Here is a 19,504-nt window from a genome sequence, read left to right as displayed (position 1 = left end):
GGGTTTGAACGGGTGTGACGCAGTAGAATTTGCCCACCCTACGCGACCGGTCTCAAATCCCGCGCGTAAAGCGACGGAAGCCCGGCGAACCGGTCAACGCTTCGAATGCGGGATCGCGTTTTTCTTCGGCGAATGCAAACCCCGCCTTGGAATAGCACCGTTCCGCCGCCTCGTTGCCGATCAGAAACGAGATCGATGCCCGTTCGAATCCCGCCTGCTTGCCGGCCGCGAGCGCGTGATCGATCAGCGCCTGCACCAGCCCGCGTCCGCGATAGGCCGGCAGCGTGGCGACATGCTCGATCAGCCAGTCGCCCTCGCCGCCCTGAACCCAGCAATTCGCTCCATAGGCGCCACGCCGGAAGATCGTCGTCAGATCGGCGGCGCTCAACCCTATCGCGGCCGCCACCTCCTTGATCGCCGCCCGCGCGGCGGCCTCGGTGCCTTCAGCGGGCAGCGCGCAGAGCGATGCCGCCGGCTCACCCTCGACCTCAGCGACGATGAATTGGGTGATGTGCCACCACGATTGCGTTTGCGCGAGCGCGATGCATTCGACGAACGCTATACATTGCGGCTCGTCCCAGCCAAGCGCGATGTCGAACCAGCCGCGCGGGAACGGGCCGCGCTGCGACGACAGAATGTTGCGGGCAATGAAGCCTGCGTCTTCGGGACGCGCGGGACGGATCGCTGCTCGCGACCGCCCCGCCATCACGTCAGACGTTCTTCAGCGCGACGCGGAACTCGGCTTCGGTCTTGGCCTTCACCTCGTCCAGCGTAACGCCGTCGGCGAGCTCGATCAGCGCCATGCCGTCCTTGCCGTGCTTGTCGATGGTGAAGACAGCTAGATCGGTCACCACCATGTCGACCACACGTTCGCCGGTCAGCGGCAGATTGCATTTCTTCAAGAGCTTTGGGCCGTCCTTGGCGGAATGCTCCATCACCACGACGACGCGCTTGACGCCAGCGACGAGGTCCATCGCGCCGCCCATGCCCTTCACCATCTTGCCGGGGATCATCCAGTTGGCGAGATCGCCGTTCTGCGCCACCTGCATCGCGCCGAGGATCGAGAGATCGATATGCCCGCCGCGCACCATGCCGAAGGAATCCGCCGAGGAGAAATAGCTGGTCGACGGCAATTCGCTGACCGTCTGCTTGCCGGCGTTGATCAGGTCGGCGTCCACCTCGTCCTCATAGGGGAACGGGCCCATGCCGAGCATGCCGTTCTCGCTCTGCAGGCTGACGTCGATGCCTGCAGGGATGTAGTTCGAAACCAGCGTCGGAATGCCGATGCCGAGATTGACGTAATAGCCGTCGCGCAGTTCCTTCGCGGCGCGCGCCGCCATCTGTTCGCGGGTCCAGGCCATCAGATTTCTACTCCCGTTGCCGCCGCGGACGCGCTCGACGGGCGCGGGCGGGTGTTGCGGAACTCGATGCGCTTCTTGGCCGTGCCGACCTCGATGATGCGTTTGACGAAAATGCCGGGCGTGTGGATGTGGTCGGGATTGAGTTCGCCGGCCGGAACCAGGTGCTCGACCTCCGCCACGGTGATCTTCGCGGCGGTCGCCATCATCGGGTTAAAATTCCGCGCGGTCTTGCGGTAGATCAGGTTGCCGGCGGTGTCGCCCTTCCAGGCGTGGACGATGGCGAGATCGGCGAACAGGCCGCGCTCCATGATGTATTTCTCGCCGTCGAACTCCTTCACTTCCTTGCCCTCGGCGATCAACGTGCCGACGCCGGTCTTGGTGAAGAACGCCGGGATACCGGCGCCGCCGGCGCGGATGCGTTCGGCCAGCGTGCCCTGCGGATTGAACTCGAGTTCCAGTTCACCGGCGAGGTATTGCTGCGCGAACAGCTTGTTCTCGCCGACATAGGACGAGATCATCTTTTTGATCTGGCGCGTCTCCAGGAGCCGGCTCAGCCCGATGCCGTCCACGCCGGCATTGTTGGACACTACCGTCAGATTCTTGACGCCGGAATCGCGGATCGCGTCCGACAGGGTTTCGGCGATACCGCACAAACCGAAACCGCCGGACATGATCATCATGCCGTCCTTGAGAACGCCGTCGAGTGCCGATTTGGCGTCGGGGTAAACCTTGTTCATGAAATATGACCTGATGGAGGGGAACGGCCGAAGCCGGCATTATCTTCGGATTATTAGGCGAATTCTTCGCGGTGCGTCAATGACGGGTGGATTATGCCGCCGAACCGCCCACCGAGCGCCATGTCGGCCTTGAAAGCGTCAAGAAAAGCCTTCAAGTTGTGTGGGTTGGCACGGGCTTAACGTTTGCGCCGCCTGCCCTATCAACTGAGATCCTTGTAGATCAACCGAGTTCGGTTAAGCCAGATCCGGATATGTCACTGACGATGGCCCAAGGAATGAAGCGCCTCGGGATGCCGGTTGCGGCGCTGTTCGGCCTGGCCGTGCTCGCCCTGATCGGAACCTCCTGGTTCATCAACCGCGACGCGCTACGGCAGGCGGTCGAGGCGCAAATCCGCGCGGTCACCGGGCTCGATCTGGTTGTCACCGGCGCGATCGACGTATCGGTGTTTCCGGGCAGCTATGTCTCGTTCCACAATGTCGGGCTGAAGGGCGGCGACACCACCGACCCCGCGCTGCAGGTCGACGTGTTGACCGCAAACCTGCGCCTGCTGCCATTGCTGCTGCGCCGCTTCGAAATCGCAGACGTCATGATGTTGCGGCCGCATATCCGCGTCGTCAGAGAGGCCGGCGGCGAGAGCAACTGGACGCCGTTCGTCGAACGCATCGCGCGCACGATGAAGCCCGGCGCCGAAAACCAGGTGTCGTTCTCGGAAATCAGGATTCAGGACGGCGTGCTCAAATACGAGGATGCCGCCAACCGTGCCACCGAACAGCTCAGTGACATCGATCTCTCGCTGGCCTGGCCGTCGATCTCGCGCTCGTTCGCGGCGACCGGACAATTCGACTGGCGCGGCGAACGCGTCGACGGCTCGATCTCAGCCAGCGACTTCGTCGCGATGCTCTCGGGCGACCGCTCGGGTCTGAAGGCGCGGCTGGTCAGCGCGCCGCTGAAGCTCGCCTTCGACGGCTCGTTGGCCAACCGCACCAGCCTGATGATGGAAGGCACGGTTACCGTCGACAGCGTGTCGCTGCGCAACGCGTTGCGCTGGATGGGACAGCCGGTGCCCGGCAGCGGCGGGTTCGGCCGCTTCGCGCTGAGGGCCCGCGCCAACGTCGTTGGCGCCTCGGTTGCGCTGACGAATGTGAATGTCGAACTCGACGGCAACGTCGCCGAGGGCGTGATGACGGTTGCCAATAACGGCCGCCAGACGCTGCAGGCGACGCTCGCCGCGGGCAACCTGGATTTCACGCCCTATATCTCGACCGTCCGCCTGCTTGCGAGCGGCGCGCGCGACTGGAACCGGCAATTGTTCGACCTCACCTCGCTCTCCGCCACCGACCTCGACATGCGCCTGTCGGCGGCGAGGGTGACGGTCGGCCCGACGAGACTCGGTCGCACCGCGTTCGGCGCCAATCTGCGCGGCGGCGCGCTGGCGCTCTCGGTCGGCGAAGCGCAGATGTATGGCGGCATCGCCAAGGGCTCGTTCGGCATCGCGCGTTCGGATGCGATCGCCGACGTCAAGGCGCAGTTCCAGTTCACCGATGTCGATCTGCAGACCTGCGCCAGCGAATTGTTCGGCATCACCAAGCTTTCCGGCCGCGGCAATCTCGGCGTCTCGTTGATGGCATCCGGCTCGAGCCCGTTCGGGCTCGCCTCCTCGCTCGACGGCACCGCCACGCTCACCGGTCATGACGGCGCGATCGCCGGCTTCAATGTCGAGCAGCTCCTGAAGCGGCTGGAGCGCCGGCCGCTATCCGGCGGCGGCAATTTCCGCTCCGGCACGACACCCTACGACAACCTCACCGTTTCGGTGCACTTCAACGACGGCATCGCCACCGTCGAGGACATCCGCGTCAACGGACCGACCACGCGCCTGACGCTGACCGGCACCGCTTCGGTGCCATCACGCGAATACGATCTCAAGGGCATCGCCAGCCTGACGTCGGCCGCCGCCGGCGATAAGGGGTTCGAGCTGCCCTTCGTCGTGCAGGGCCCGTGGGATGATCCGCTGGTGTTTCCCGATCCGGAAAGCCTGATCCGCCGCTCGCCGGGCGCGGCGCCCCTGCTCGATGCGGTGAAGGATCGCAAGACGCGCGATGCGGTGCGCTCGGTGATCGAGCGGTTTACCGGCGGAGGATCGCGGCAGGCGGTGCCGGAGGCGGCTGCGGACGCGCCGGCCAACGCACCGACCGGGGCGAAGGCGAATTAACGTAAGGCAGATAAGCGTCAGCGTAATCCGCCTTAACGACCCCGAGTTGGCGGATTATGCCGGAGCCTGTCATCGGGCCGCGCCATGCGCGGACCCGTTGGGCTAATCCGTCCTACTGGCCTTGGTAGCTGGAAAACAAAGCGACGACATCGACCAATGCGGCAGCTCCCGCCGCAACGACGACCACCAAGGTGAACGCGTGAAGGAGCGCCTTCTTATACGCAGGTCGCCCTTCGCGCTCGGCCGCAAATTCTCTTGCGAACGGTTTTGAGAAAACGAGGATCAATGCGGCAGCCAGACTCAGAACTCCTATTATCGCGCTCCAGATGACGCCGGCATGCACTGGGCCAGCAAAGCCCCAAAATGCAAAGGCGGCAGATCCCGCAGCAAGAAAGTAAAATGCCGCACCTGCGTATCGCGCAATTTTGCTGAACAGCCAGAGGCCCAGCAAAATGACCAGCGCTGCCACCGCGTGGACCGCAAGACCATCGCTAAGGCGTGGCACATACCACTGCGAATAGATGAAAGGCTGCAATTTACAGCCGCGATCAAAGCTAAAAGGTAAAGCGCCGCCCTGTAGCCGCATCGCTCAAACATCCAACCCCTCCAAGCCATTAGCTCAATTCCATCGAAAGCGATCTTCAGGGAATGCTATTGTTGCTGCGGCCACCGATGCTATGCGGCCTGTTGAGGAAGTAATCCCGATTGCCCAGCGCCGCTTCGGCATATTGATCGATCGCGACCACGATCGCCTGGACGTGTGCATGGCACCATCCTTCCCGCGTCGCCCTGATCCGAACCTCCGCCAGGGCTTTTAGCCACGGCGGGTTATCTGCGTTGGGGTCGTACCATCTGAGCGGTCCTGACATCGCCGGCCTCTGTTGATGAAATCTTCCAACTCCGCCCGCTTGCGCGCGAGCAGGAGCTGAGCCCGCGCGTTATCCAGGCCGGATTGATTGAGCTGACGAGCAAGCTGATCCAGTTCGGCAATCCGCCGGCGCAGGGCTTGAATGGGATCATCACTCACGGCGGCCGGGCGCCCCGATCACAGGCTTCCTGCTGACCGCACGGACATCCAGCTTCAGCCGCTCATCGACATTGAGCAGCCGCTCTTCGCCGCCAAGCCGGTTCCGCTCGCCGATGAGGCCGACCATGGTGACCCGCATGGCCATCAGACGCGTCGCTGCTTCCGAACAGTCCTCATCGCGGTTGAGCTGTCTGCGGATGTTATCCTCCGCGCTCAGCATCTCCGACCGTAAGAACCTGATTTTTCTGCGAATTTCATTCAAATTGTTGTCCATGGGGCCACCTCGCTGCGGTAGAACTCCATAAGAACAAATAAAGAACAAATTTCAAGTTAAGAGTTCTGATCGAATCAAAGATTCTTTGAGGTTTCAGATGTCCCGGCTACCGGACCAGGTGGATGCGCCGATGACGCCGCGCCAATTGGCGACGCTGCGCACGCTCAGCGCCGAGGCCTATCAGCCAAAACTGTTCGAGAAAAACCTGACGGCCAGGGAAGCCGAACGGCGGATTGCCGCGCTGAAGGCGGAGATCGAATTGGCGAATTCGTTCTGAGCCGCCTGACCGGAACGAAGGGACATGGAGCGCTGCCAAAGGACGAATCGACGGGCCACCTTCAATCCAAAACCGACCTAAGCCCGGTTTGATCCAGGAACATTGCTCTTCGCTGCGTGCTTATCCCTGAATGAAGGAAAGCCGTCACGCTGTGCCGCGTGCAGGCGCGATGTCTCGCCCCCACGCGCTGAGATCGGCCGCGCGACGGCTACCGTACAGAGATGGATGGAGGAGACCCGGATGAGCGAGCCGACCGAAAAGGAAATCAAGAACCGCGCCTATGAGATCTGGGAGCGCAACGGCAGGCCCGAAGGCAAAGAGGAGGAATTCTGGCGGCTTGCGGAGCAAGAGCTGCGAAACGAGGACAAGTCGTCGCCCGTCCGCACGCCCGACACCCTGTAGACGGAAGCGAACGTCGCCGGGGCTTGTGGTCCACGTTTTTTGAAGCGCTTCCCCTTCTGGAGGAATTCATTCGGGGCGCACGTTCTCGGAAGCAGGCGTGACTTCTCGGCGCGGAGCCGGTCATGAAGATTGCCGTTGTTGGAGGGACCGGACTGATCGGATCGGCCATCGTGGCTCACCTGTCCTCGCGTGGTCATTCCGTCGTTTCAATGAGCAGAAGCGACCATTCCGGCCCTGGAGCTCACAGGGTCGATATCTCCGAGGCGAAGTCGCCCGCATACTGGTTGCCGCATCTCGATGGCATCGAGGCGGTCGTGAATTGCGCAGGGGTGCTCCAGGACAGTCCCGGCGATTCCACCTCAATGGTGCATCATCACGGCATCGCAAATCTCTTTGCCGCTTGCGAGCAGCTCCAGATCCGTCGCGTCATCCATTTTTCCGCCATCGGCGTCGATCGCGAAACCCCGAGCGATTTCTCCCGATCGAAATTGGCCGGTGACAAGGCGCTGATGGAGCGCGATCTCGATTGGGTCATCTTGCGGCCTTCCGTCGTGATCGGCCGCGCGGCCTATGGCGCCAGCGCGCTGATGCGAGGGCTGGCTGCGCTGCCCGCCATTCCCGTGATGCCGAACACGGGACAGCTCCAGATCGTCCTGCTTGAGGACGTGGTACGGACCGTGGAGCATTTTCTTGATCCCGCCGCGCCCGCGCGGCAGGTTGTCGAGCTGGTCGGCCCGCATCGCTATTCATTCAGCGCGGTCGTCGCGCTGATCCGCCGCTGGTGCCGCTGGCCGCCGGCGCGGGAGCTTCACCTGCCACAGTCCGCTTCAAGCCTCATGTACAAGTTCGGCGACATGGTTTCGTATCTCGGCTGGCGGCCTCCCGTACGCAGTACCGCCGAACGGGAGATCGGGCGCGGCGCCGTCGGCAATCTCGAAGACATGCAGCGGCTCGGGCTGCATCCCAAAAACCTTCCCGAATTCTTCGCCGCTGAACCGGCTTCGGTGCAGGAACGCTGGTTTGCCGGCATGTACCTGGTCAAGCCCGCGATCTTTATTGTTCTATCCCTGTTCTGGCTCTCGACCGCGTTTGTCTCGCTGGGGCCCGGCTGGGGTTATGGCATGGGCCTGATGGGCGAAGGCGGCGTGGAAGGAACGGCTGCGACAGTGACGATCATCGCGGGCGCCCTGGCCGATCTGGTGATTGGAATTGCGATCGCCTACAGGCCGACCAGCCGCTACGGCCTCTATGCGGCCATCGCGATTTCCTTCGCCTACGCGATCATCGGCACCATCCTGGTGCCACGGCTCTGGGCCGATCCGCTGGGGCCGATGCTGAAGATCTGGCCGATCATCGTGTTGCATTTCGCAGGCCTGGCCGTGCTCGAGGACCGATGACGCTGTACTTCGTCCTCAAATATCTCCATGTCGTCGGCGCCGCCGTGTTGCTCGGCACCGGCGCAGGAATCGCCTTTTTCATGCTGGCGGCTCACCTCGGCGGCAAGCCGGCCGTGATCGCAGGCGTCGCCCGCATCGTCGTGATTGCCGACTTCATCTTCACGGCGACCGCCGTCGTCGTGCAGCCCATCACCGGCACGCTGTTGGTTTGGAACGTCGGCTATTCGTTCTGGGACGGATGGATCGTCTGGTCGATCGTGCTGTACGTCATCACCGGCGCGCTGTGGCTGCCGGTGGTGTGGATGCAAATGCGCCTGCGCGACCTCGCCGTGATCGCAGCGGCAGAGGGCAGGCCACTGCCGAAGGAATATCACCGGATCTTCCGGCTATGGTTCGCGTTCGGCATTCCGGCGTTTACGGCGATCGCCGTGATATTGTGGCTGATGATCGCCAAACCGCAGATCGGGGTTCTCTAAAATGCGCCGGCAATAATTAAACTCATTGGATTGATAATCCTCCCCAATTTGGGTATTATGTTCCTCCATGGCTACGACCACGCAAACCGTCAACCTTTCGAGCGCGCTGTTCTCCAAGGTTCAGCAACGCGTGCTCGGCCTGATTTTCGCGCATCCTGACCGCAGCTTTTACACTTCCGAAATCATCAGGACGGTCGATTCCGGCAGCGGAGCCGTCGAGCGCGAGCTTTCGCGTCTTCAGCGCAGCGGGCTCGTGTCGGTTGAGCGCATCGGCAATCAAAAGCACTACCGCGCCAATCAACATTCGCCGATTTTCGAGGAACTGCATGGGCTGATTCTCAAGACGGTGGCTCTCAAGGAGCCGCTCAAGCAAGCGCTTGACCCCCATGCAGACAAGATCAAGGCCGCGTTCGTATTTGGCTCGGTCGCGAAGGGAACGGATAACGCGCAGAGCGATATCGATCTCATGGTCATTGGAGACGAGCTGAATTATTCGAAACTCTATTCCGCGCTTCAAGATGTCGAGGATCGCATACGGCGCAAGATCAATCCGGTGTTTCTCACGACGAACGAGTGGCGCCGGAGGTCGTCCCAGGAGGGCTCCTTCGTCAAGAAGCTTGGCGCGCAACCTAAATTGTTCGTTCTCGGCTCGAAGCGCGATCTCCACGCATGAGCAAGCCCGAGCTGGACAATCTCGTGAAGATCGCGCGCCTCAAGGCCGAGCCGCCTACCCGCAACGAATATCTCGGCATGGTGACAGCCGCGCGCAGCCGATTGAAGGACGCGCAGCACAAGGATCTCGATCCCGACAGCCGTTTTGATCTGGCCTATGGCGCGGCCCACAGGCTAGCGCTCGCAGCCTTGCGCCGCGAAGGCTATCGCTCGGAAAACCGCATCACCGTCTTTCAGACGCTGGTGCATACGCTGGGCACGACGGCCGCCGACGTGCAAATCTTCCTTCAAGCCCATAACGAGCGGAACCTCGCCGAGTATGAGGGCCGCATGGAAATCGACGAGAAGCTTCTCGCCGACCTGATCCGCTGTACGAAGACGATTGAGGCGGCGGTTGTAAAACTCGATCCGCCGGCCGGGAAGTAGGAAGCGCAGCCCGGAAGAGCGAGGCGATATCGATGAGGATAGCTTAGCTATGCGCTTTGCGCCGACTGCTGTCCGTTTCGCATCTTGACGATGGGTGCAACATCCGGCGCGGACTTGATTCGAGTCTCGGCTTTCGATCTCAATAGCGCCAGTGCCGTCTCTCCAAATCATCCTCCTCGTCAGTATCTGGAGGTGGCGGCAAAATAGTCTCAAGCTCTGGAGACAAATCCAAATCGTATAGTGCAGCTAACCCCGCGAGTTGCAGCCCGAATACAGTTCGAAGCTTTCCAAGCGATTCAAAAAATGAAGCATCCATCCCGCCTCGGCCTCGTGGGCCGTCACCGGCAATATTCGGAAAGCCAGCCCGAGGGCTGGTAAGAAACCGACGACATTCCGCTCGCATAGAATTGAATGCCTTCGCCGCAGGAGAGTCAGAATCTACACGTTTTAATGCACTCGTAAGCTCCTTCCGCATGCTGAGAACAGAGTCAATTACTTGAGATTCAACCTCGAGGTTAAAATTTACGTAGAGCACTCGACGATCTTCCAAGAAGATGATGATCTCGCGCACCACTCCACGCTCTGCTTCCGGAAATTTCACCCCGATTCCAAATCCGAGCAAAGATAAACTGCTGAGACGACTCAAGAGCTCTTGGCCCTTTATCCGAACCTTCTCGCTCGTAGTCATGAAACCCCCAGTCAATTCTAGGCCGCCGAGCCGACCGCTTAGCAATCGAGGTTAAATCTTACGCTTGTGAATATCTCCCGCAACCAAAAATTGCAGAACGAGCAGGCAGGGCGTAGCCTGGAGCAAATCTGAACTGACGGCTTGGCTGGGCGCACCAGCCGATCGCCATCGCCCGCCTTGAAGATGGTCGCGCACTTCCGAGCACGAAGGCGCTGCTGCGTCACGCCGAAGCGGCCGGCAGACGATTTGGCCTCTTTTCAATATCTCAAAATTGAGATATAAGGGAGAGTGCCCTGGCAAGTCGAAATCCTTGACGAAACCGTCGCCGCGGAGATCGCCGCCCTTCCGACCGACATGCAGGCGCGATTTCTGCGGCTAGCCGAGCGCATTGCGTCAGCCGGGCTTGAAAGCTTGAGCGAGCCGCACGTGAAACACCTTGAGGGAAAGCTCTGGGAGTTGCGGTTGACAGGTCGAGATGGAAATTGCCCGCGCGCTATACGTCACGGCGATCGGCCGCCGGGTCGTCGTTGTGCGAGCGTTCGTGAAGAAGACGCAGAAGACGCCACGCGCTGAAATCGAACTCGCGTTGCGACGAGCAAAGGACATCACATGACCATCCAGTTCGAAAAGCTGAAAGCCCGCCTGCTCGCCAATCCCAAGGTCAAGGCCGAGTATGACGCGCTCGCGCCGGAATTCGAGATCGCTGCCGAGTTGCTCCGTGCTCGCCTACGCGCAGGCTTGTCGCAGGCCGAATTGGCAGCCCGGATGGGTACCAGCCAATCCACCATTGCCCGGCTTGAAAACGGTCACACGCTTCCGAGCACCAAGACACTCCTGCGTTACGCCGAGGCGACCGGCAGCAAATTTCATGTGCGGCTGTCGGCGGCCTGACCCCTCGATCGCGGCGATTACCGAACCGCCAATCCGCCAATGACAGAGTCGTGTGCGGGGACCGCACTCAACGTCGCCAGATCGCGCCTTCGCGCCTACGGTCGGTCATGCTCCCCGGCAAGGATGCAAAAAATGATTGAACCAAAATGGTTGAACCAAAACGCCCACGCGTGCGCAGACATCTTTGCCGCATTTGCGCCCTGAATATCCCCCTACAGAAGTTTGCATCGCCCCATCTGGATCGCGCCGCGCGCATGGGTTAGTCTTTTATCCAACCGGTTAACAAGCCGGCGTTTTCAGGGAGAACAATGTGATATCCAGGAGATCAGTTTCGCTCGCGGTCGCAGCCGTCGGCCTGTTTTACGCCACGGCGCCTGCGCTCGCCCAGCAGAAGACCATCACGGTCTGGTTCGGCAAGGGCTTTTACAAGTCCGAGGACGATGCGCTCTTAGAGGCGATCAAGAAATTCGAGGCCAAGACCGGCATCAAGGTCGAGCTTTCGCAATACGCCATTCAGGACATGATCCCGAAGACGGTGGCGGCGCTGGATTCGGGCACTGTGCCTGATGTCGCCTATTCCGACAGCTATGACGTGCAGGCGCAGGGCAAGTGGGCCTATGAGGGCAAGCTCGAGGATCTCGGCGACATCCTTTTGCCGATGAAGTCCGCGTTCGCGCCCAACACGCTGGAGACCACCTTTCTCTATAACGACCAGACAAAAAAGAAGGGCTATTACGGCTTTCCGCTGAAGCAGCAGAGCATGCACGTCCAGATCTGGAAGGACATGCTGGAACAGGCCGGCTTCAAGGAAAGCGACATTCCGACCAAATGGGAAGACTACTGGTCGTTCTGGTGCAACAAGGTGCAGGCCGCCAGCCGCAAGGCCACCGGTCAGCGCGTCTATGCCGTCGGCCAGCCGATGGGCGTGGAATCCACCGACTCGTTCCAGTCGTTCTACACCTTCATGGACGCCTACAACGTCAAGCTGGTCGATGACGACGGCAAGCTCCTGGTCGACGATCCCAAGGTGCGGGAAAACCTGATCAAGGCGATGAAGGATTACACCGACACCTACATCAAGGGCTGCACGCCGCCGTCCTCCACCACCTGGAAGGATCCGGACAACAACGTCGCCTTCCACAACAAGACGATCGTGATGACGCACAACTTCACGATATCGATCGCGGCGAAATGGCTCGACGACGCCAACAACCCGGCGCTGACGCCGGAGCAACGCGCGCTCGGCAAGAAGAACTATGATGAGACCATCATCACCGCGTCCTTCCCCAACAAGCCGGACGGCACGCCGATCAAGTATCGCTCCGACGTCAAGACCGGCCTGATGTTCACGGTCGCCAAGAACAAGGCGGAGGGCAAGGAGTTCATCAAGTTCCTGCTGCAGGAGGAGAACGTCCGGCCCTACATCGAAGGCGCGCTCGGCCGCTGGTTCCCCGTGACGACGGCCAGCCAGCAGAGCCCGTTCTGGCAGGCTGACCGGCATCGCAAGGCGGTGTACAATCAGTTCACCGGCGGCACCACGCCGTTCGACTTCACCAAGAACTGGAAGTTCACGATTTTGAACAACGAGAACGTCTGGGCCAAGGCGATGAACCGCGTGGTGAGCGAAAAGGTGCCGGTCGACAAGGCCGTCGACGAACTGATCGCCCGCATCAAGCAGGTCGCGGGTTGATGTAAACGATGCCGGCCGCCGCGAGTATGTCCGTCGTCCCTGCGAACGCAGGGACCCATACTCCGCGGCGGTCGTTTTGAAAAATGCTGGTCGTCGGCTTTCGCGTGCAATATTAGCCGGTGGTTATGGGTCCCTGCGTTCGCAGGGACGACGGCGTAGCCGTGGCCGGCATCTCATTCTAAGACTGCAAGAGTAGATGTATGGCAATCACGCTTTCGGGCGATCAGGCAATCCCAAGCCCGCCGCTATCGGCCCGGCTGACCACACCGCAGGTCTGGGGCATCGTGATGCTCGCCCCCTATCTGCTGGTGTTCCTGGCCTTCGTGGTCTACCCCGTTGGCTATGGGCTGTGGCTGGCGCGGCATCCGGCGAGCTATGTCGCGCTCTATCACGACCCGATCTTCGCGCGCGCCGCCGTCAATACGCTGATCTTCCTCCTGGTCGGCATCAATCTGAAAATGGCGATCGCGCTGTTCCTGTCCGGCTTCTTCGCCCAGCAGCGCACCTGGATCAAATGGCTGTCGGTGCTGTTCATCCTGCCCTGGGCGGTGCCGTCGATCCCGACAATTCTTTCCGTACGCTTCATGCTCAATCCGGAATGGGGCGTGATCAACCAACTGATCTTCAAGTTCACCGCCGAGGACGGCCCGAACTGGCTGAACGATCCGAGCGTCGCGCTCGCCATGGCGATCGGCGTGCACATCTGGAAATCGCTGCCGTTCTGGACGTTGATCCTGATGACCGGGCGGCTCGCGATCTCGCACGATCTCTACGAAGCCGCCGAGGTCGACGGCGCAAGCTGGTCGCAGAAATTCCGCTACATCACCTGGCCGTCGATGCAGACTCTCTACATCACCTGCACGCTGCTCTCGATGATCTGGACGCTGGGCGACTTCAACAGCGTATATCTGCTCACCGGCGGCGGCCCCGCCGACCTCACCCATGTGCTCGCCACGCTCGGTATCCGCTACCTCCGGCTTGACCAGCTCTCGCTCGCGATGGCCTCCATCGTTTGCGCGCTGCCGCTGGTGCTGCCGCTGGTCTATTTCATGATGAAACGGTTGTCGCGATGAAGCTGCCAACACTCCGCGAAGTCGGCACCGAAGCAAAACTGCTGCTGATCGGCATTCCCGTGTTCATCTGGACCATGGTGCCGATCTACCACATGTTCCTGTTCGCAATCTCGCCGAAGGAAGACGCGTTCTCCGGAAAGCTGTGGCCCGATCATCCGACGCTGAACAATTTCAGCATCGTGTTCCACCAGCAGCACTACTTCCTGCGCGACTTCTGGATCCAGTTCTGGAATTCGGTGGTGATCGCGCTTTCCGCCGGCGCGCTGACGCTCCTGATCGCGACCGCCGCTGCCTTCGCGATCTCGCGGCTGCGCGTTCCCGGCGGGCGCTGGGTGATGAATCTGGCGCTGTTCACCTATTTCATCCCGGCGGCGTTCCTCGCGGTGCCGATGTATCGCACCATGGGCAATTACGGTCTCCTCAACAATCACTGGTCGCTGATTCTCGCGATGGTGACGATCGCGTCCCCTTACGCGATCTGGGTTTTGAAGCAGGCGTCCGACAAGCTGCCGGTCGAACTGGATGAAGCCGCCACCATGGACGGCGCCACCACGCTGCAATTGTTCCGCCTGGTCTACGTGCCCTTGATGATGCCCTCGCTGGTCGCGATCGGCACCTACGCGATCCTGCTCGCCTGGAACGAATATCTCTACGCGTTCCTGCTGCTGTCGAAGGATACCGAGATCACGCTCCCCGTGGCGCTTGGCAACTTCCTGGCCGCCGACGACTCGCCGTGGGAATTGCTGATGACCACCGGCTTCATCTACGCGCTGCCGCCGGCCGCGATCTATTACGCGTTCAGGCGGTATATGGTGGGAGGACTGACCGCGGGCGCGGTTAAGTCGTGATTGTTCTGTCATTCCGGGATGGTGCGCTAGCACCAGACCCGGAATCTCGAGATTCTCAGGTGCGCAAGTGCGCACCATAGTTCGATGTTTCACATCGCCCCGGAATGACGGGGCTACTACAGCGGCGCCGCGCTCTCGCCGCGCGCGCCCGACAGTTTCGAAGCGAGCGAAGCGACCACGATCAGCACCGCGATCAGCGCGATCACCATGGTGCAGATCGCGTTGATCTCCGGCTTCACCCCCAGCCGCACTTCGGAATAGATCCGGATCGGCAGCGTTGCCGAGCCGGGGCCGGTCGTGAAGCTTGCAATCACGACATCGTCGAGCGAGAGCGTGAAGGCGAGCATCCAACCGGCGGCGATTGCCGGCAGGATCAGCGGTAGCGTCACGCGAACAAACGCCTGCACCGGATCGCAGCCGAGATCCATCGCGGCCTCTTCCAGGCTGCGGTCGAGCGAGGCGAGACGCGACTGCACCACCACGGTGACGAAGCACATGGTCAGCGTGGTATGCGCGATCGTCACGGTCCAGAAGCCGCGCTCGGCGTTGAGCGCCACGAACAGCAGCAGCAGCGACAGCCCTGAGATCACCTCCGGCATCACCAGCGGCGCATAGAGCATGCCGGAAAACAGCGTCCGCCCCCTGAAGCGTTCGCCGCGGACCAGCCCCACTGCCGCCAGCGTGCCGAGCAGCGTTGCGATCGTGGCCGATACCGCGGCGACGCGAAGGCTCATCCATGCCGCATCCAGCATCGCGCGGTCGTTGAAGAATTCATGGTACCAGCGCAGCGACCAGCCGCCCCACACCGTGACCAGCCGCGAGGCGTTAAACGAATAGATGACGAGGATCACGATCGGCAGGTACAGGAACGCCATCCCCAGCGCGAGCGCGGTGATGTTGAATGGCGATATCCTGCCGATACGCCGCGCCATCACTTCGCGCCCTCCAACGTGCGGCGCTGCAGCCGGTCGTAGAGCAACAGCGGCGGCACCAGCAGCACCAGCAAGGCGACCGCGGCGGCGGCGGCGACCGGCCAGTCCTTGTTGGTGAAGAATTCCAGCCACAGCGTCTGGCCGATCATCATCGACCCAGAGCCGGCCAAAAGATCGGGGATCACGAATTCGCCGATGATCGGGATGAAGCACAAGAGCGCGCCGGCGCCGACACCGGGCAAGGACAACGGGAACGTCACCAGCCAGAACGCCTGAAGCGGCGACGAACCGAGATCGCTTGCGGCTTCCAAGAGCGAGGTGTCCATCTTCGAAAGCGTCGCGTACAGCGGCAGGATCATGAACGGCAGATAGGAATAGACGATGCCGAGATACATCGCACTGTCAGTCGAGAGCCACACCACCGGCGACGAGACCAGATGCAGCGCGAGCAGAATTTTATTGAGCAGCCCGTCATGCTGCAAAATATTGATCCAGGCATAGATCCGGATCAGGAACGAGGTCCAGAAGGGCACGATCACCAGCATCATCGCGATCGGCTGCCAGCGCAGCGGCAGCCGCGCCATGCCATAGGCGATCGGATAGCCAATCAATAGCAGGATCAATGTCGAGGTTACGGCAACAACGACGCTGCGCAAATAGGAGCTGATGTAGAGACTGTCCGAGATCAGCAGCCTGAAATTATCGAAGGACAACTGCGCGAAGGCCGCCTTGATCGCAGTCCATCCTTCGGAGAAATCGAACACGGGTACATAGGGCGGCTGCGCGATCGCGGTCTGCGACAAACTGATCTTCAGCACGAACCCGAACGGCACCAGGAAAAACAGCACCATCCACAGATAGGGCGCGATGGCGGCATACCGCGCCGGATGCGCGAAGATGCGGCGCGTGCTCATCGTTCCAGCACCACGCAATCGTCGGGCGTGAACCACACCACCACGCGCTGACCGGTGCTCAACGTGTTGATATCAAGCCGCGCAGTATTGGCGATCGACGAGCGCACCACTGCGCCGGAATCGAGCTTGATCTTGTAGACCGTCGAACCGCCGAGATAGCTGACATCGGTGATGACGCCTTCGAGCCGGTTGATCGCGTGCGCATTGCCCCCGTCCGATCCAGGGCCGCGGCGCGACAGCTTGACCTTCTCGGGACGGATCGCAACCGAGACCACCGTCTTGCCGACGAGATCGCGCGGCTCGGCGACCACGATGCTTCCGCCGTCGCGGGTCGCAATCGTCAGGCGATGGTCTTCGTACGAGGTGACCTCGCCATCGAACAAGTTGACGTCGCCGACGAACTGGGCGACCCAGCGCGAGGCAGGCGCCTCGTAGAGATCGCGCGGGGTAGCGACCTGTTCGAGCCGGCCGGCATCCATGACGCCGATCCGGTTCGCCATCGTCATCGCCTCTTCCTGGTCGTGGGTGACGACAATGAAAGTCATGCCGAGGCGGCGCTGCAGTTCCATCAGTTCGAGCTGCGTGCTTTCACGCAGCTTCTTGTCGAGCGCGGCCAACGGCTCGTCAAGCAGCAGGACCTTGGGCCGCCGCGCCAGCGAGCGCGCCAGCGCCACGCGCTGCTTCTGGCCGCCGGAAAGCTGATCCGGCCTGCGCTTCTCCATGCCATCGAGCTTGACCAGCGCGACCATCTCGCCCACGCGGGTATCAATGGCGGCGCGCGCCATCCCGGCGCGCTTCAGGCCGAACGCGATGTTGTCCCGGACCGAGAGATGCGGAAACAGCGCGTAGTTCTGGAACATCATGTTGACGGGCCGCTCATGCGGCAGCACCGGCGCGATATCGCGGCCACCGAGCAGGATGCGGCCCTCGTCCGGGGTCTCGAAACCGGCAAGCATCCTGAGCAGCGTGGTCTTGCCGCAGCCGCTCGGGCCCAATAGCGCAAAGAACTCGCCTGCGTTGATGTCGAGCGAGAGCCGGTCCACTGCGCGGAAATCACCGAATTTCTTGGATACGCCTTCGATGCGGAGCAGCGGCGTGTCGTCGGCCGGCGCCATCGGCGTCGCCTGCGCCACCGCCGTGTTGATTTTCACTGTGTCGATCTCAGGCGATTGCCCGTTCATGCCGTTTGCCTGCGCCGTCATGGCCGCACGCTAGCGGCGGATCGCCATCCGCTCAACTGCCCCGGAACAAGCAGCCACAATATTCTGGATGCAGCTCCCGTCTCTGGTAAGGTTCGAAATTCGCAGAGACGCGGCCGCCGCGCACGATGGGAATGATCGGGAGAGATTGATGAACGTTCGGAATTTGGTGGCAGCGACGGCGATCTCTTGCCTGCTCGCCAGCTCGGCCGCCGCCCAGGAAGCCATTGTCACCTACAAATCGCTGAGCCCCGAGGTGGCGCTCGATCTGGCGCGCGCGACGCTGGCGGATTGCCGCAAGCGCGGCTTTCAGGTGTCGGTCGCCGTCGTCGATCGCTTCGGCGTGACGCAAGTGCTGCTGCGCGACCGCTTTGCAGGCGCACATACGGTTTCGACCGCCTCGGGCAAGGCGTGGACGGCCGTCAGCTTCCGCACCAGCACGACCGAACTCGTTGCCAACAGCCAGCCCGGAACGATGCAGTCCGGAATCCGCGATCTGCCGGGCGTCGTCATCATCGGCGGCGGGCTGACAGTCGAAGCGGCAGGTTCGCTGGTGGGCGCTGTCGGCGTCTCCGGAGCTCCCGGCGGCGACGCGGACGAAGCCTGCGCCAAAGCAGGCATCGATGCCATACGAGACAAGCTCGACTTCTAGACCTGACGATGTCATCGCGCTCCCAGGACAAGAACGATGAACCGCGACAGATATGACCTCCCGCTGACAACCGCCTCGGATCGCGCCGCGGCGCATTATCGCGACGGCGTCGACTGCATGCTGTCGGCGTGGCACGGTGCCGAGGACGCCTTCGACAAGGCGATTGCGGAAGATCCGGGCTTTGCGCTGGCGCATATCGGTCGTGCCCGGCTGCATCAGCTCAACATGGAGGGCAGCAAGGCGCGTGCTCTTGCCGCGCAAGCCCGCGAACTGGCGGCCGGCGCCCCCCCGCGCGAAAAAGGCCATGTCGAGATCATGGCTGCCGTGATCGAGAACAAGCCGAAGGTCGCGCTGACCGGCGCCGAGGCGCATCTCGAAGAATATCCGCGCGACGCGCAGGTGCTGTCGATCCTGCTCGGCGCGTTCGGTCTCTACGCGTTCTCGGGCCGTCCCGATCACGATGCGGCCAAGCTCGCGATCTGCGAACGCCACGCACGGCATTATGGCGAGGACTGGTGGTTTGTCAGCTACCTCGGTTGGTCGCACACCGAGGCGGGAAACCTCTCCACCGGCCGGAGCCTGTCCGAGCGCGCGATGGGGCTGCGGTCGGCCAACGCCAACGCGGCGCATGGCCTCTCGCATGCGATGTTCGAGCAAGGCGACATGGAAGCCGGCCGCAACTTCCTTTGGCAATGGATGCCCGCGCATGACCGCCAGAGCTTTCTGCATGGGCACCTGGCCTGGCACGTCGCGCTGACGTTGCTCGACGCCGGCGATCTCGACGGCGCGCTTGCGATCTACGAGCAGCATATCAAGCCGGCGGGCCGGCCGTATCCGCCGCTGAACATCTTTACCGACGGCGCCTCGCTGCTGTGGCGGCTTGCGCTGGCCGGCCAGACCGGGCTGGAGGCGCATTGGCGGGATATCGCCGCCTATGGCGAAAAGTACTTTCCGCAAGCCGGCGCGCATTTTGCCGACGTTCATTTTGCGCTGGCCACCGCAATGACCGGCAGCGATGCGCTGGAAACGCGATTGGCGCAACTCGAAGCACGCGCAGCCAACGGCAAGCTGTTGCCGGGGCAGACCGCCATCGACCTCTGCCGCGGCATCCGCGCGTTTGCGGAAGGCGACAATGCGGAGGCGATCCGCCTGCTCGAACCGGCCCTTGCCGAGTTGACGCGGATCGGCGGCAGCCACGCCCAGCGCGAATTGTGGGAGGACACGCTGATCGTGGCGTATCTTCGCGCCGGTCGCGGCGAAGCGGCCGCGAGCCGCATCTCGGCCCGGCTCGACCGCAGGCCTTCGGCGCGTGACGAGGCCTGGTCGCGGCAAGCGCTGCAAAACTAAGCGAGGCAAGC

Annotated in this window: 24 protein-coding genes and 1 pseudogene; 15 read left to right on the top strand and 10 right to left on the bottom strand. The window is 62.0% G+C overall.

What is annotated here, in order from left to right; all coding sequences use genetic code 11:
* Window positions 1-52: 52 nt before the first annotated feature.
* The 3 genes from V1292_RS12685 to V1292_RS12675 are packed head-to-tail and all read right to left on the bottom strand — an operon-like array spanning window position 53 to window position 2,098.
* Complete coding sequence (locus tag V1292_RS12685; RefSeq protein WP_334377028.1) at window positions 53-706, bottom strand: GNAT family N-acetyltransferase; 654 nt, start codon at window positions 704-706, stop codon at window positions 53-55.
* A 4-nt stretch (window positions 707-710) separates the two neighbouring features.
* On the bottom strand, window positions 711-1,361 hold the full coding sequence (locus tag V1292_RS12680) for a 3-oxoacid CoA-transferase subunit B (RefSeq protein ID WP_057847341.1): 651 nt from the start codon (window positions 1,359-1,361) through the stop codon (window positions 711-713).
* Window positions 1,361-2,098, bottom strand: a complete 738-nt coding sequence (locus V1292_RS12675) for a CoA transferase subunit A (protein WP_334372898.1) — start codon at window positions 2,096-2,098, stop codon at window positions 1,361-1,363. Before V1292_RS12675 ends, V1292_RS12680 begins: the two co-directional genes overlap by 1 nt.
* A 263-nt stretch (window positions 2,099-2,361) precedes the next feature.
* On the opposite strand from V1292_RS12675, the gene V1292_RS12670 reads away from it, so the two are divergent.
* On the top strand, window positions 2,362-4,308 hold the full coding sequence (locus V1292_RS12670; RefSeq protein ID WP_334372897.1) for an AsmA family protein: 1,947 nt from the start codon (window positions 2,362-2,364) through the stop codon (window positions 4,306-4,308).
* A gap of 112 nt (window positions 4,309-4,420) precedes the next feature.
* Here the strand turns inward: V1292_RS12670 and V1292_RS12665 are convergent, their stop codons facing one another.
* The 3 genes from V1292_RS12665 to V1292_RS12655 all read right to left on the bottom strand — a co-directional run bounded on the left by V1292_RS12665 (window position 4,421) and on the right by V1292_RS12655 (window position 5,609).
* Window positions 4,421-4,894 carry a hypothetical protein gene (locus tag V1292_RS12665; RefSeq protein ID WP_334372896.1) on the bottom strand — a complete coding sequence of 158 codons (474 nt, stop codon included), beginning with the start codon at window positions 4,892-4,894 and terminating at the stop codon, window positions 4,421-4,423.
* 55 nt (window positions 4,895-4,949) lie between these two features.
* Window positions 4,950-5,177, bottom strand: coding sequence for a hypothetical protein (locus V1292_RS12660; protein WP_334372895.1), 228 nt, complete (start codon window positions 5,175-5,177; stop codon window positions 4,950-4,952).
* 150 nt (window positions 5,178-5,327) lie between these two features.
* Window positions 5,328-5,609: a hypothetical protein gene (locus V1292_RS12655; protein WP_334372894.1), complete on the bottom strand. Its 282-nt coding sequence runs from the start codon at window positions 5,607-5,609 to the stop codon at window positions 5,328-5,330.
* A 97-nt stretch (window positions 5,610-5,706) separates the two neighbouring features.
* On the opposite strand from V1292_RS12655, the gene V1292_RS12650 reads away from it, so the two are divergent.
* The 6 genes from V1292_RS12650 (at window position 5,707) to V1292_RS12625 (ending at window position 9,259) form a co-directional block, all read left to right on the top strand.
* Window positions 5,707-5,886, top strand: coding sequence for a DUF3072 domain-containing protein (locus V1292_RS12650; protein WP_235984094.1), 180 nt, complete (start codon window positions 5,707-5,709; stop codon window positions 5,884-5,886).
* Window positions 5,887-6,126: 240 nt separating this feature from the next.
* Window positions 6,127-6,288 carry a DUF2934 domain-containing protein gene (locus tag V1292_RS12645; RefSeq protein ID WP_334372891.1) on the top strand — a complete coding sequence of 54 codons (162 nt, stop codon included), beginning with the start codon at window positions 6,127-6,129 and terminating at the stop codon, window positions 6,286-6,288.
* Window positions 6,289-6,410: 122 nt separating this feature from the next.
* Window positions 6,411-7,685 (top strand): SDR family oxidoreductase, encoded by a 1,275-nt coding sequence (locus tag V1292_RS12640; protein ID WP_334372889.1) that lies wholly within the window; start codon window positions 6,411-6,413, stop codon window positions 7,683-7,685.
* The gene (locus V1292_RS12635) at window positions 7,682-8,161 is read left to right on the top strand and encodes a DUF2269 family protein (RefSeq protein ID WP_334372888.1); all 480 of its coding nucleotides are present in this window, start codon (window positions 7,682-7,684) and stop codon (window positions 8,159-8,161) included. The genes V1292_RS12640 and V1292_RS12635 overlap by 4 nt, the downstream gene beginning before the upstream one ends.
* A gap of 67 nt (window positions 8,162-8,228) precedes the next feature.
* The gene (locus V1292_RS12630; RefSeq protein ID WP_334372886.1) at window positions 8,229-8,834 is read left to right on the top strand and encodes a nucleotidyltransferase domain-containing protein; all 606 of its coding nucleotides are present in this window, start codon (window positions 8,229-8,231) and stop codon (window positions 8,832-8,834) included.
* Window positions 8,831-9,259 (top strand): hypothetical protein, encoded by a 429-nt coding sequence (locus V1292_RS12625; protein WP_334372885.1) that lies wholly within the window; start codon window positions 8,831-8,833, stop codon window positions 9,257-9,259. The genes V1292_RS12630 and V1292_RS12625 overlap by 4 nt, the downstream gene beginning before the upstream one ends.
* A gap of 139 nt (window positions 9,260-9,398) precedes the next feature.
* On the opposite strand, the gene V1292_RS12620 is transcribed toward V1292_RS12625, so the two are convergent.
* Complete coding sequence (locus V1292_RS12620) at window positions 9,399-9,947, bottom strand: DUF6650 family protein (RefSeq protein ID WP_334372883.1); 549 nt, start codon at window positions 9,945-9,947, stop codon at window positions 9,399-9,401.
* 354 nt (window positions 9,948-10,301) lie between these two features.
* Here V1292_RS12620 and V1292_RS12615 point away from each other — a divergent pair.
* The 6 genes and pseudogenes from V1292_RS12615 to V1292_RS12590 form a co-directional block, all read left to right on the top strand.
* Window positions 10,302-10,367, top strand: a pseudogene (locus V1292_RS12615) (type II toxin-antitoxin system RelE/ParE family toxin); the annotation flags it as partial.
* Window positions 10,368-10,422: 55 nt separating this feature from the next.
* Entirely contained in the window at window positions 10,423-10,560 is a 138-nt protein-coding gene (locus V1292_RS12610) for a type II toxin-antitoxin system RelE/ParE family toxin (RefSeq protein ID WP_334377237.1), read from the top strand.
* Complete coding sequence (locus V1292_RS12605; RefSeq protein WP_028350166.1) at window positions 10,557-10,838, top strand: helix-turn-helix domain-containing protein; 282 nt, start codon at window positions 10,557-10,559, stop codon at window positions 10,836-10,838. The genes V1292_RS12610 and V1292_RS12605 overlap by 4 nt, the downstream gene beginning before the upstream one ends.
* A gap of 310 nt (window positions 10,839-11,148) precedes the next feature.
* Window positions 11,149-12,528 (top strand): ABC transporter substrate-binding protein, encoded by a 1,380-nt coding sequence (locus tag V1292_RS12600; protein WP_065743166.1) that lies wholly within the window; start codon window positions 11,149-11,151, stop codon window positions 12,526-12,528.
* A 200-nt stretch (window positions 12,529-12,728) separates the two neighbouring features.
* Window positions 12,729-13,601, top strand: a complete 873-nt coding sequence (locus tag V1292_RS12595; RefSeq protein WP_334372882.1) for a carbohydrate ABC transporter permease — start codon at window positions 12,729-12,731, stop codon at window positions 13,599-13,601.
* Window positions 13,598-14,449, top strand: coding sequence for a carbohydrate ABC transporter permease (locus tag V1292_RS12590; RefSeq protein WP_334372880.1), 852 nt, complete (start codon window positions 13,598-13,600; stop codon window positions 14,447-14,449). The genes V1292_RS12595 and V1292_RS12590 overlap by 4 nt, the downstream gene beginning before the upstream one ends.
* Window positions 14,450-14,565: 116 nt before the next feature.
* Here the strand turns inward: V1292_RS12590 and V1292_RS12585 are convergent, their stop codons facing one another.
* From V1292_RS12585 to V1292_RS12575, 3 genes are read right to left on the bottom strand one after another with little or no spacing between them, the layout of a single operon-like run.
* Window positions 14,566-15,381 (bottom strand): ABC transporter permease, encoded by an 816-nt coding sequence (locus tag V1292_RS12585; RefSeq protein ID WP_334372879.1) that lies wholly within the window; start codon window positions 15,379-15,381, stop codon window positions 14,566-14,568.
* On the bottom strand, window positions 15,381-16,295 hold the full coding sequence (locus V1292_RS12580; RefSeq protein ID WP_334372878.1) for an ABC transporter permease: 915 nt from the start codon (window positions 16,293-16,295) through the stop codon (window positions 15,381-15,383). Before V1292_RS12580 ends, V1292_RS12585 begins: the two co-directional genes overlap by 1 nt.
* Window positions 16,292-17,410, bottom strand: coding sequence for an ABC transporter ATP-binding protein (locus tag V1292_RS12575; protein WP_334377025.1), 1,119 nt, complete (start codon window positions 17,408-17,410; stop codon window positions 16,292-16,294). Before V1292_RS12575 ends, V1292_RS12580 begins: the two co-directional genes overlap by 4 nt.
* Before the next feature lie 235 nt (window positions 17,411-17,645).
* On the opposite strand from V1292_RS12575, the gene V1292_RS12570 reads away from it, so the two are divergent.
* Together V1292_RS12570 and V1292_RS12565 are read left to right on the top strand one after the other, a co-directional pair.
* Window positions 17,646-18,146, top strand: a complete 501-nt coding sequence (locus V1292_RS12570) for a GlcG/HbpS family heme-binding protein (RefSeq protein WP_334372877.1) — start codon at window positions 17,646-17,648, stop codon at window positions 18,144-18,146.
* 36 nt (window positions 18,147-18,182) lie between these two features.
* Window positions 18,183-19,493: a tetratricopeptide repeat protein gene (locus V1292_RS12565; RefSeq protein WP_334372875.1), complete on the top strand. Its 1,311-nt coding sequence runs from the start codon at window positions 18,183-18,185 to the stop codon at window positions 19,491-19,493.
* Window positions 19,494-19,504 lie beyond the last annotated feature (11 nt).

The sequence above is a fragment of the Bradyrhizobium sp. AZCC 1719 genome, assembly GCF_036924525.1.
Taxonomy (GTDB): Bacteria; Pseudomonadota; Alphaproteobacteria; order Rhizobiales; family Xanthobacteraceae; genus Bradyrhizobium.
Note: the sequence above shows the minus strand (reverse complement) of the source record. Positions and strands in the feature narration are given on the sequence as shown.

What these genes read in the sequence shown, in the direction of transcription:
- V1292_RS12685 (WP_334377028.1), bottom strand. Translation starts at nt 706, where the DNA reads ATGGCGGGGCGGTCGCGAGCAGCGATCCGTCCCGCGCGTCCCGAAGAC.
- V1292_RS12680 (WP_057847341.1), bottom strand. Translation starts at nt 1,361, where the DNA reads ATGGCCTGGACCCGCGAACAGATGGCGGCGCGCGCCGCGAAGGAACTG.
- V1292_RS12675 (WP_334372898.1), bottom strand. Translation starts at nt 2,098, where the DNA reads ATGAACAAGGTTTACCCCGACGCCAAATCGGCACTCGACGGCGTTCTC.
- V1292_RS12670 (WP_334372897.1), top strand. Translation starts at nt 2,362, where the DNA reads ATGGCCCAAGGAATGAAGCGCCTCGGGATGCCGGTTGCGGCGCTGTTC.
- V1292_RS12665 (WP_334372896.1), bottom strand. Translation starts at nt 4,894, where the DNA reads ATGCGGCTACAGGGCGGCGCTTTACCTTTTAGCTTTGATCGCGGCTGT.
- V1292_RS12660 (WP_334372895.1), bottom strand. Translation starts at nt 5,177, where the DNA reads ATGTCAGGACCGCTCAGATGGTACGACCCCAACGCAGATAACCCGCCG.
- V1292_RS12655 (WP_334372894.1), bottom strand. Translation starts at nt 5,609, where the DNA reads ATGGACAACAATTTGAATGAAATTCGCAGAAAAATCAGGTTCTTACGG.
- V1292_RS12650 (WP_235984094.1), top strand. Translation starts at nt 5,707, where the DNA reads ATGTCCCGGCTACCGGACCAGGTGGATGCGCCGATGACGCCGCGCCAA.
- V1292_RS12645 (WP_334372891.1), top strand. Translation starts at nt 6,127, where the DNA reads ATGAGCGAGCCGACCGAAAAGGAAATCAAGAACCGCGCCTATGAGATC.
- V1292_RS12640 (WP_334372889.1), top strand. Translation starts at nt 6,411, where the DNA reads ATGAAGATTGCCGTTGTTGGAGGGACCGGACTGATCGGATCGGCCATC.
- V1292_RS12635 (WP_334372888.1), top strand. Translation starts at nt 7,682, where the DNA reads ATGACGCTGTACTTCGTCCTCAAATATCTCCATGTCGTCGGCGCCGCC.
- V1292_RS12630 (WP_334372886.1), top strand. Translation starts at nt 8,229, where the DNA reads ATGGCTACGACCACGCAAACCGTCAACCTTTCGAGCGCGCTGTTCTCC.
- V1292_RS12625 (WP_334372885.1), top strand. Translation starts at nt 8,831, where the DNA reads ATGAGCAAGCCCGAGCTGGACAATCTCGTGAAGATCGCGCGCCTCAAG.
- V1292_RS12620 (WP_334372883.1), bottom strand. Translation starts at nt 9,947, where the DNA reads ATGACTACGAGCGAGAAGGTTCGGATAAAGGGCCAAGAGCTCTTGAGT.
- V1292_RS12610 (WP_334377237.1), top strand. Translation starts at nt 10,423, where the DNA reads ATGGAAATTGCCCGCGCGCTATACGTCACGGCGATCGGCCGCCGGGTC.
- V1292_RS12605 (WP_028350166.1), top strand. Translation starts at nt 10,557, where the DNA reads ATGACCATCCAGTTCGAAAAGCTGAAAGCCCGCCTGCTCGCCAATCCC.
- V1292_RS12595 (WP_334372882.1), top strand. Translation starts at nt 12,729, where the DNA reads ATGGCAATCACGCTTTCGGGCGATCAGGCAATCCCAAGCCCGCCGCTA.
- V1292_RS12590 (WP_334372880.1), top strand. Translation starts at nt 13,598, where the DNA reads ATGAAGCTGCCAACACTCCGCGAAGTCGGCACCGAAGCAAAACTGCTG.
- V1292_RS12585 (WP_334372879.1), bottom strand. Translation starts at nt 15,381, where the DNA reads ATGGCGCGGCGTATCGGCAGGATATCGCCATTCAACATCACCGCGCTC.
- V1292_RS12580 (WP_334372878.1), bottom strand. Translation starts at nt 16,295, where the DNA reads ATGAGCACGCGCCGCATCTTCGCGCATCCGGCGCGGTATGCCGCCATC.
- V1292_RS12575 (WP_334377025.1), bottom strand. Translation starts at nt 17,410, where the DNA reads ATGGCGCCGGCCGACGACACGCCGCTGCTCCGCATCGAAGGCGTATCC.
- V1292_RS12570 (WP_334372877.1), top strand. Translation starts at nt 17,646, where the DNA reads ATGAACGTTCGGAATTTGGTGGCAGCGACGGCGATCTCTTGCCTGCTC.
- V1292_RS12565 (WP_334372875.1), top strand. Translation starts at nt 18,183, where the DNA reads ATGAACCGCGACAGATATGACCTCCCGCTGACAACCGCCTCGGATCGC.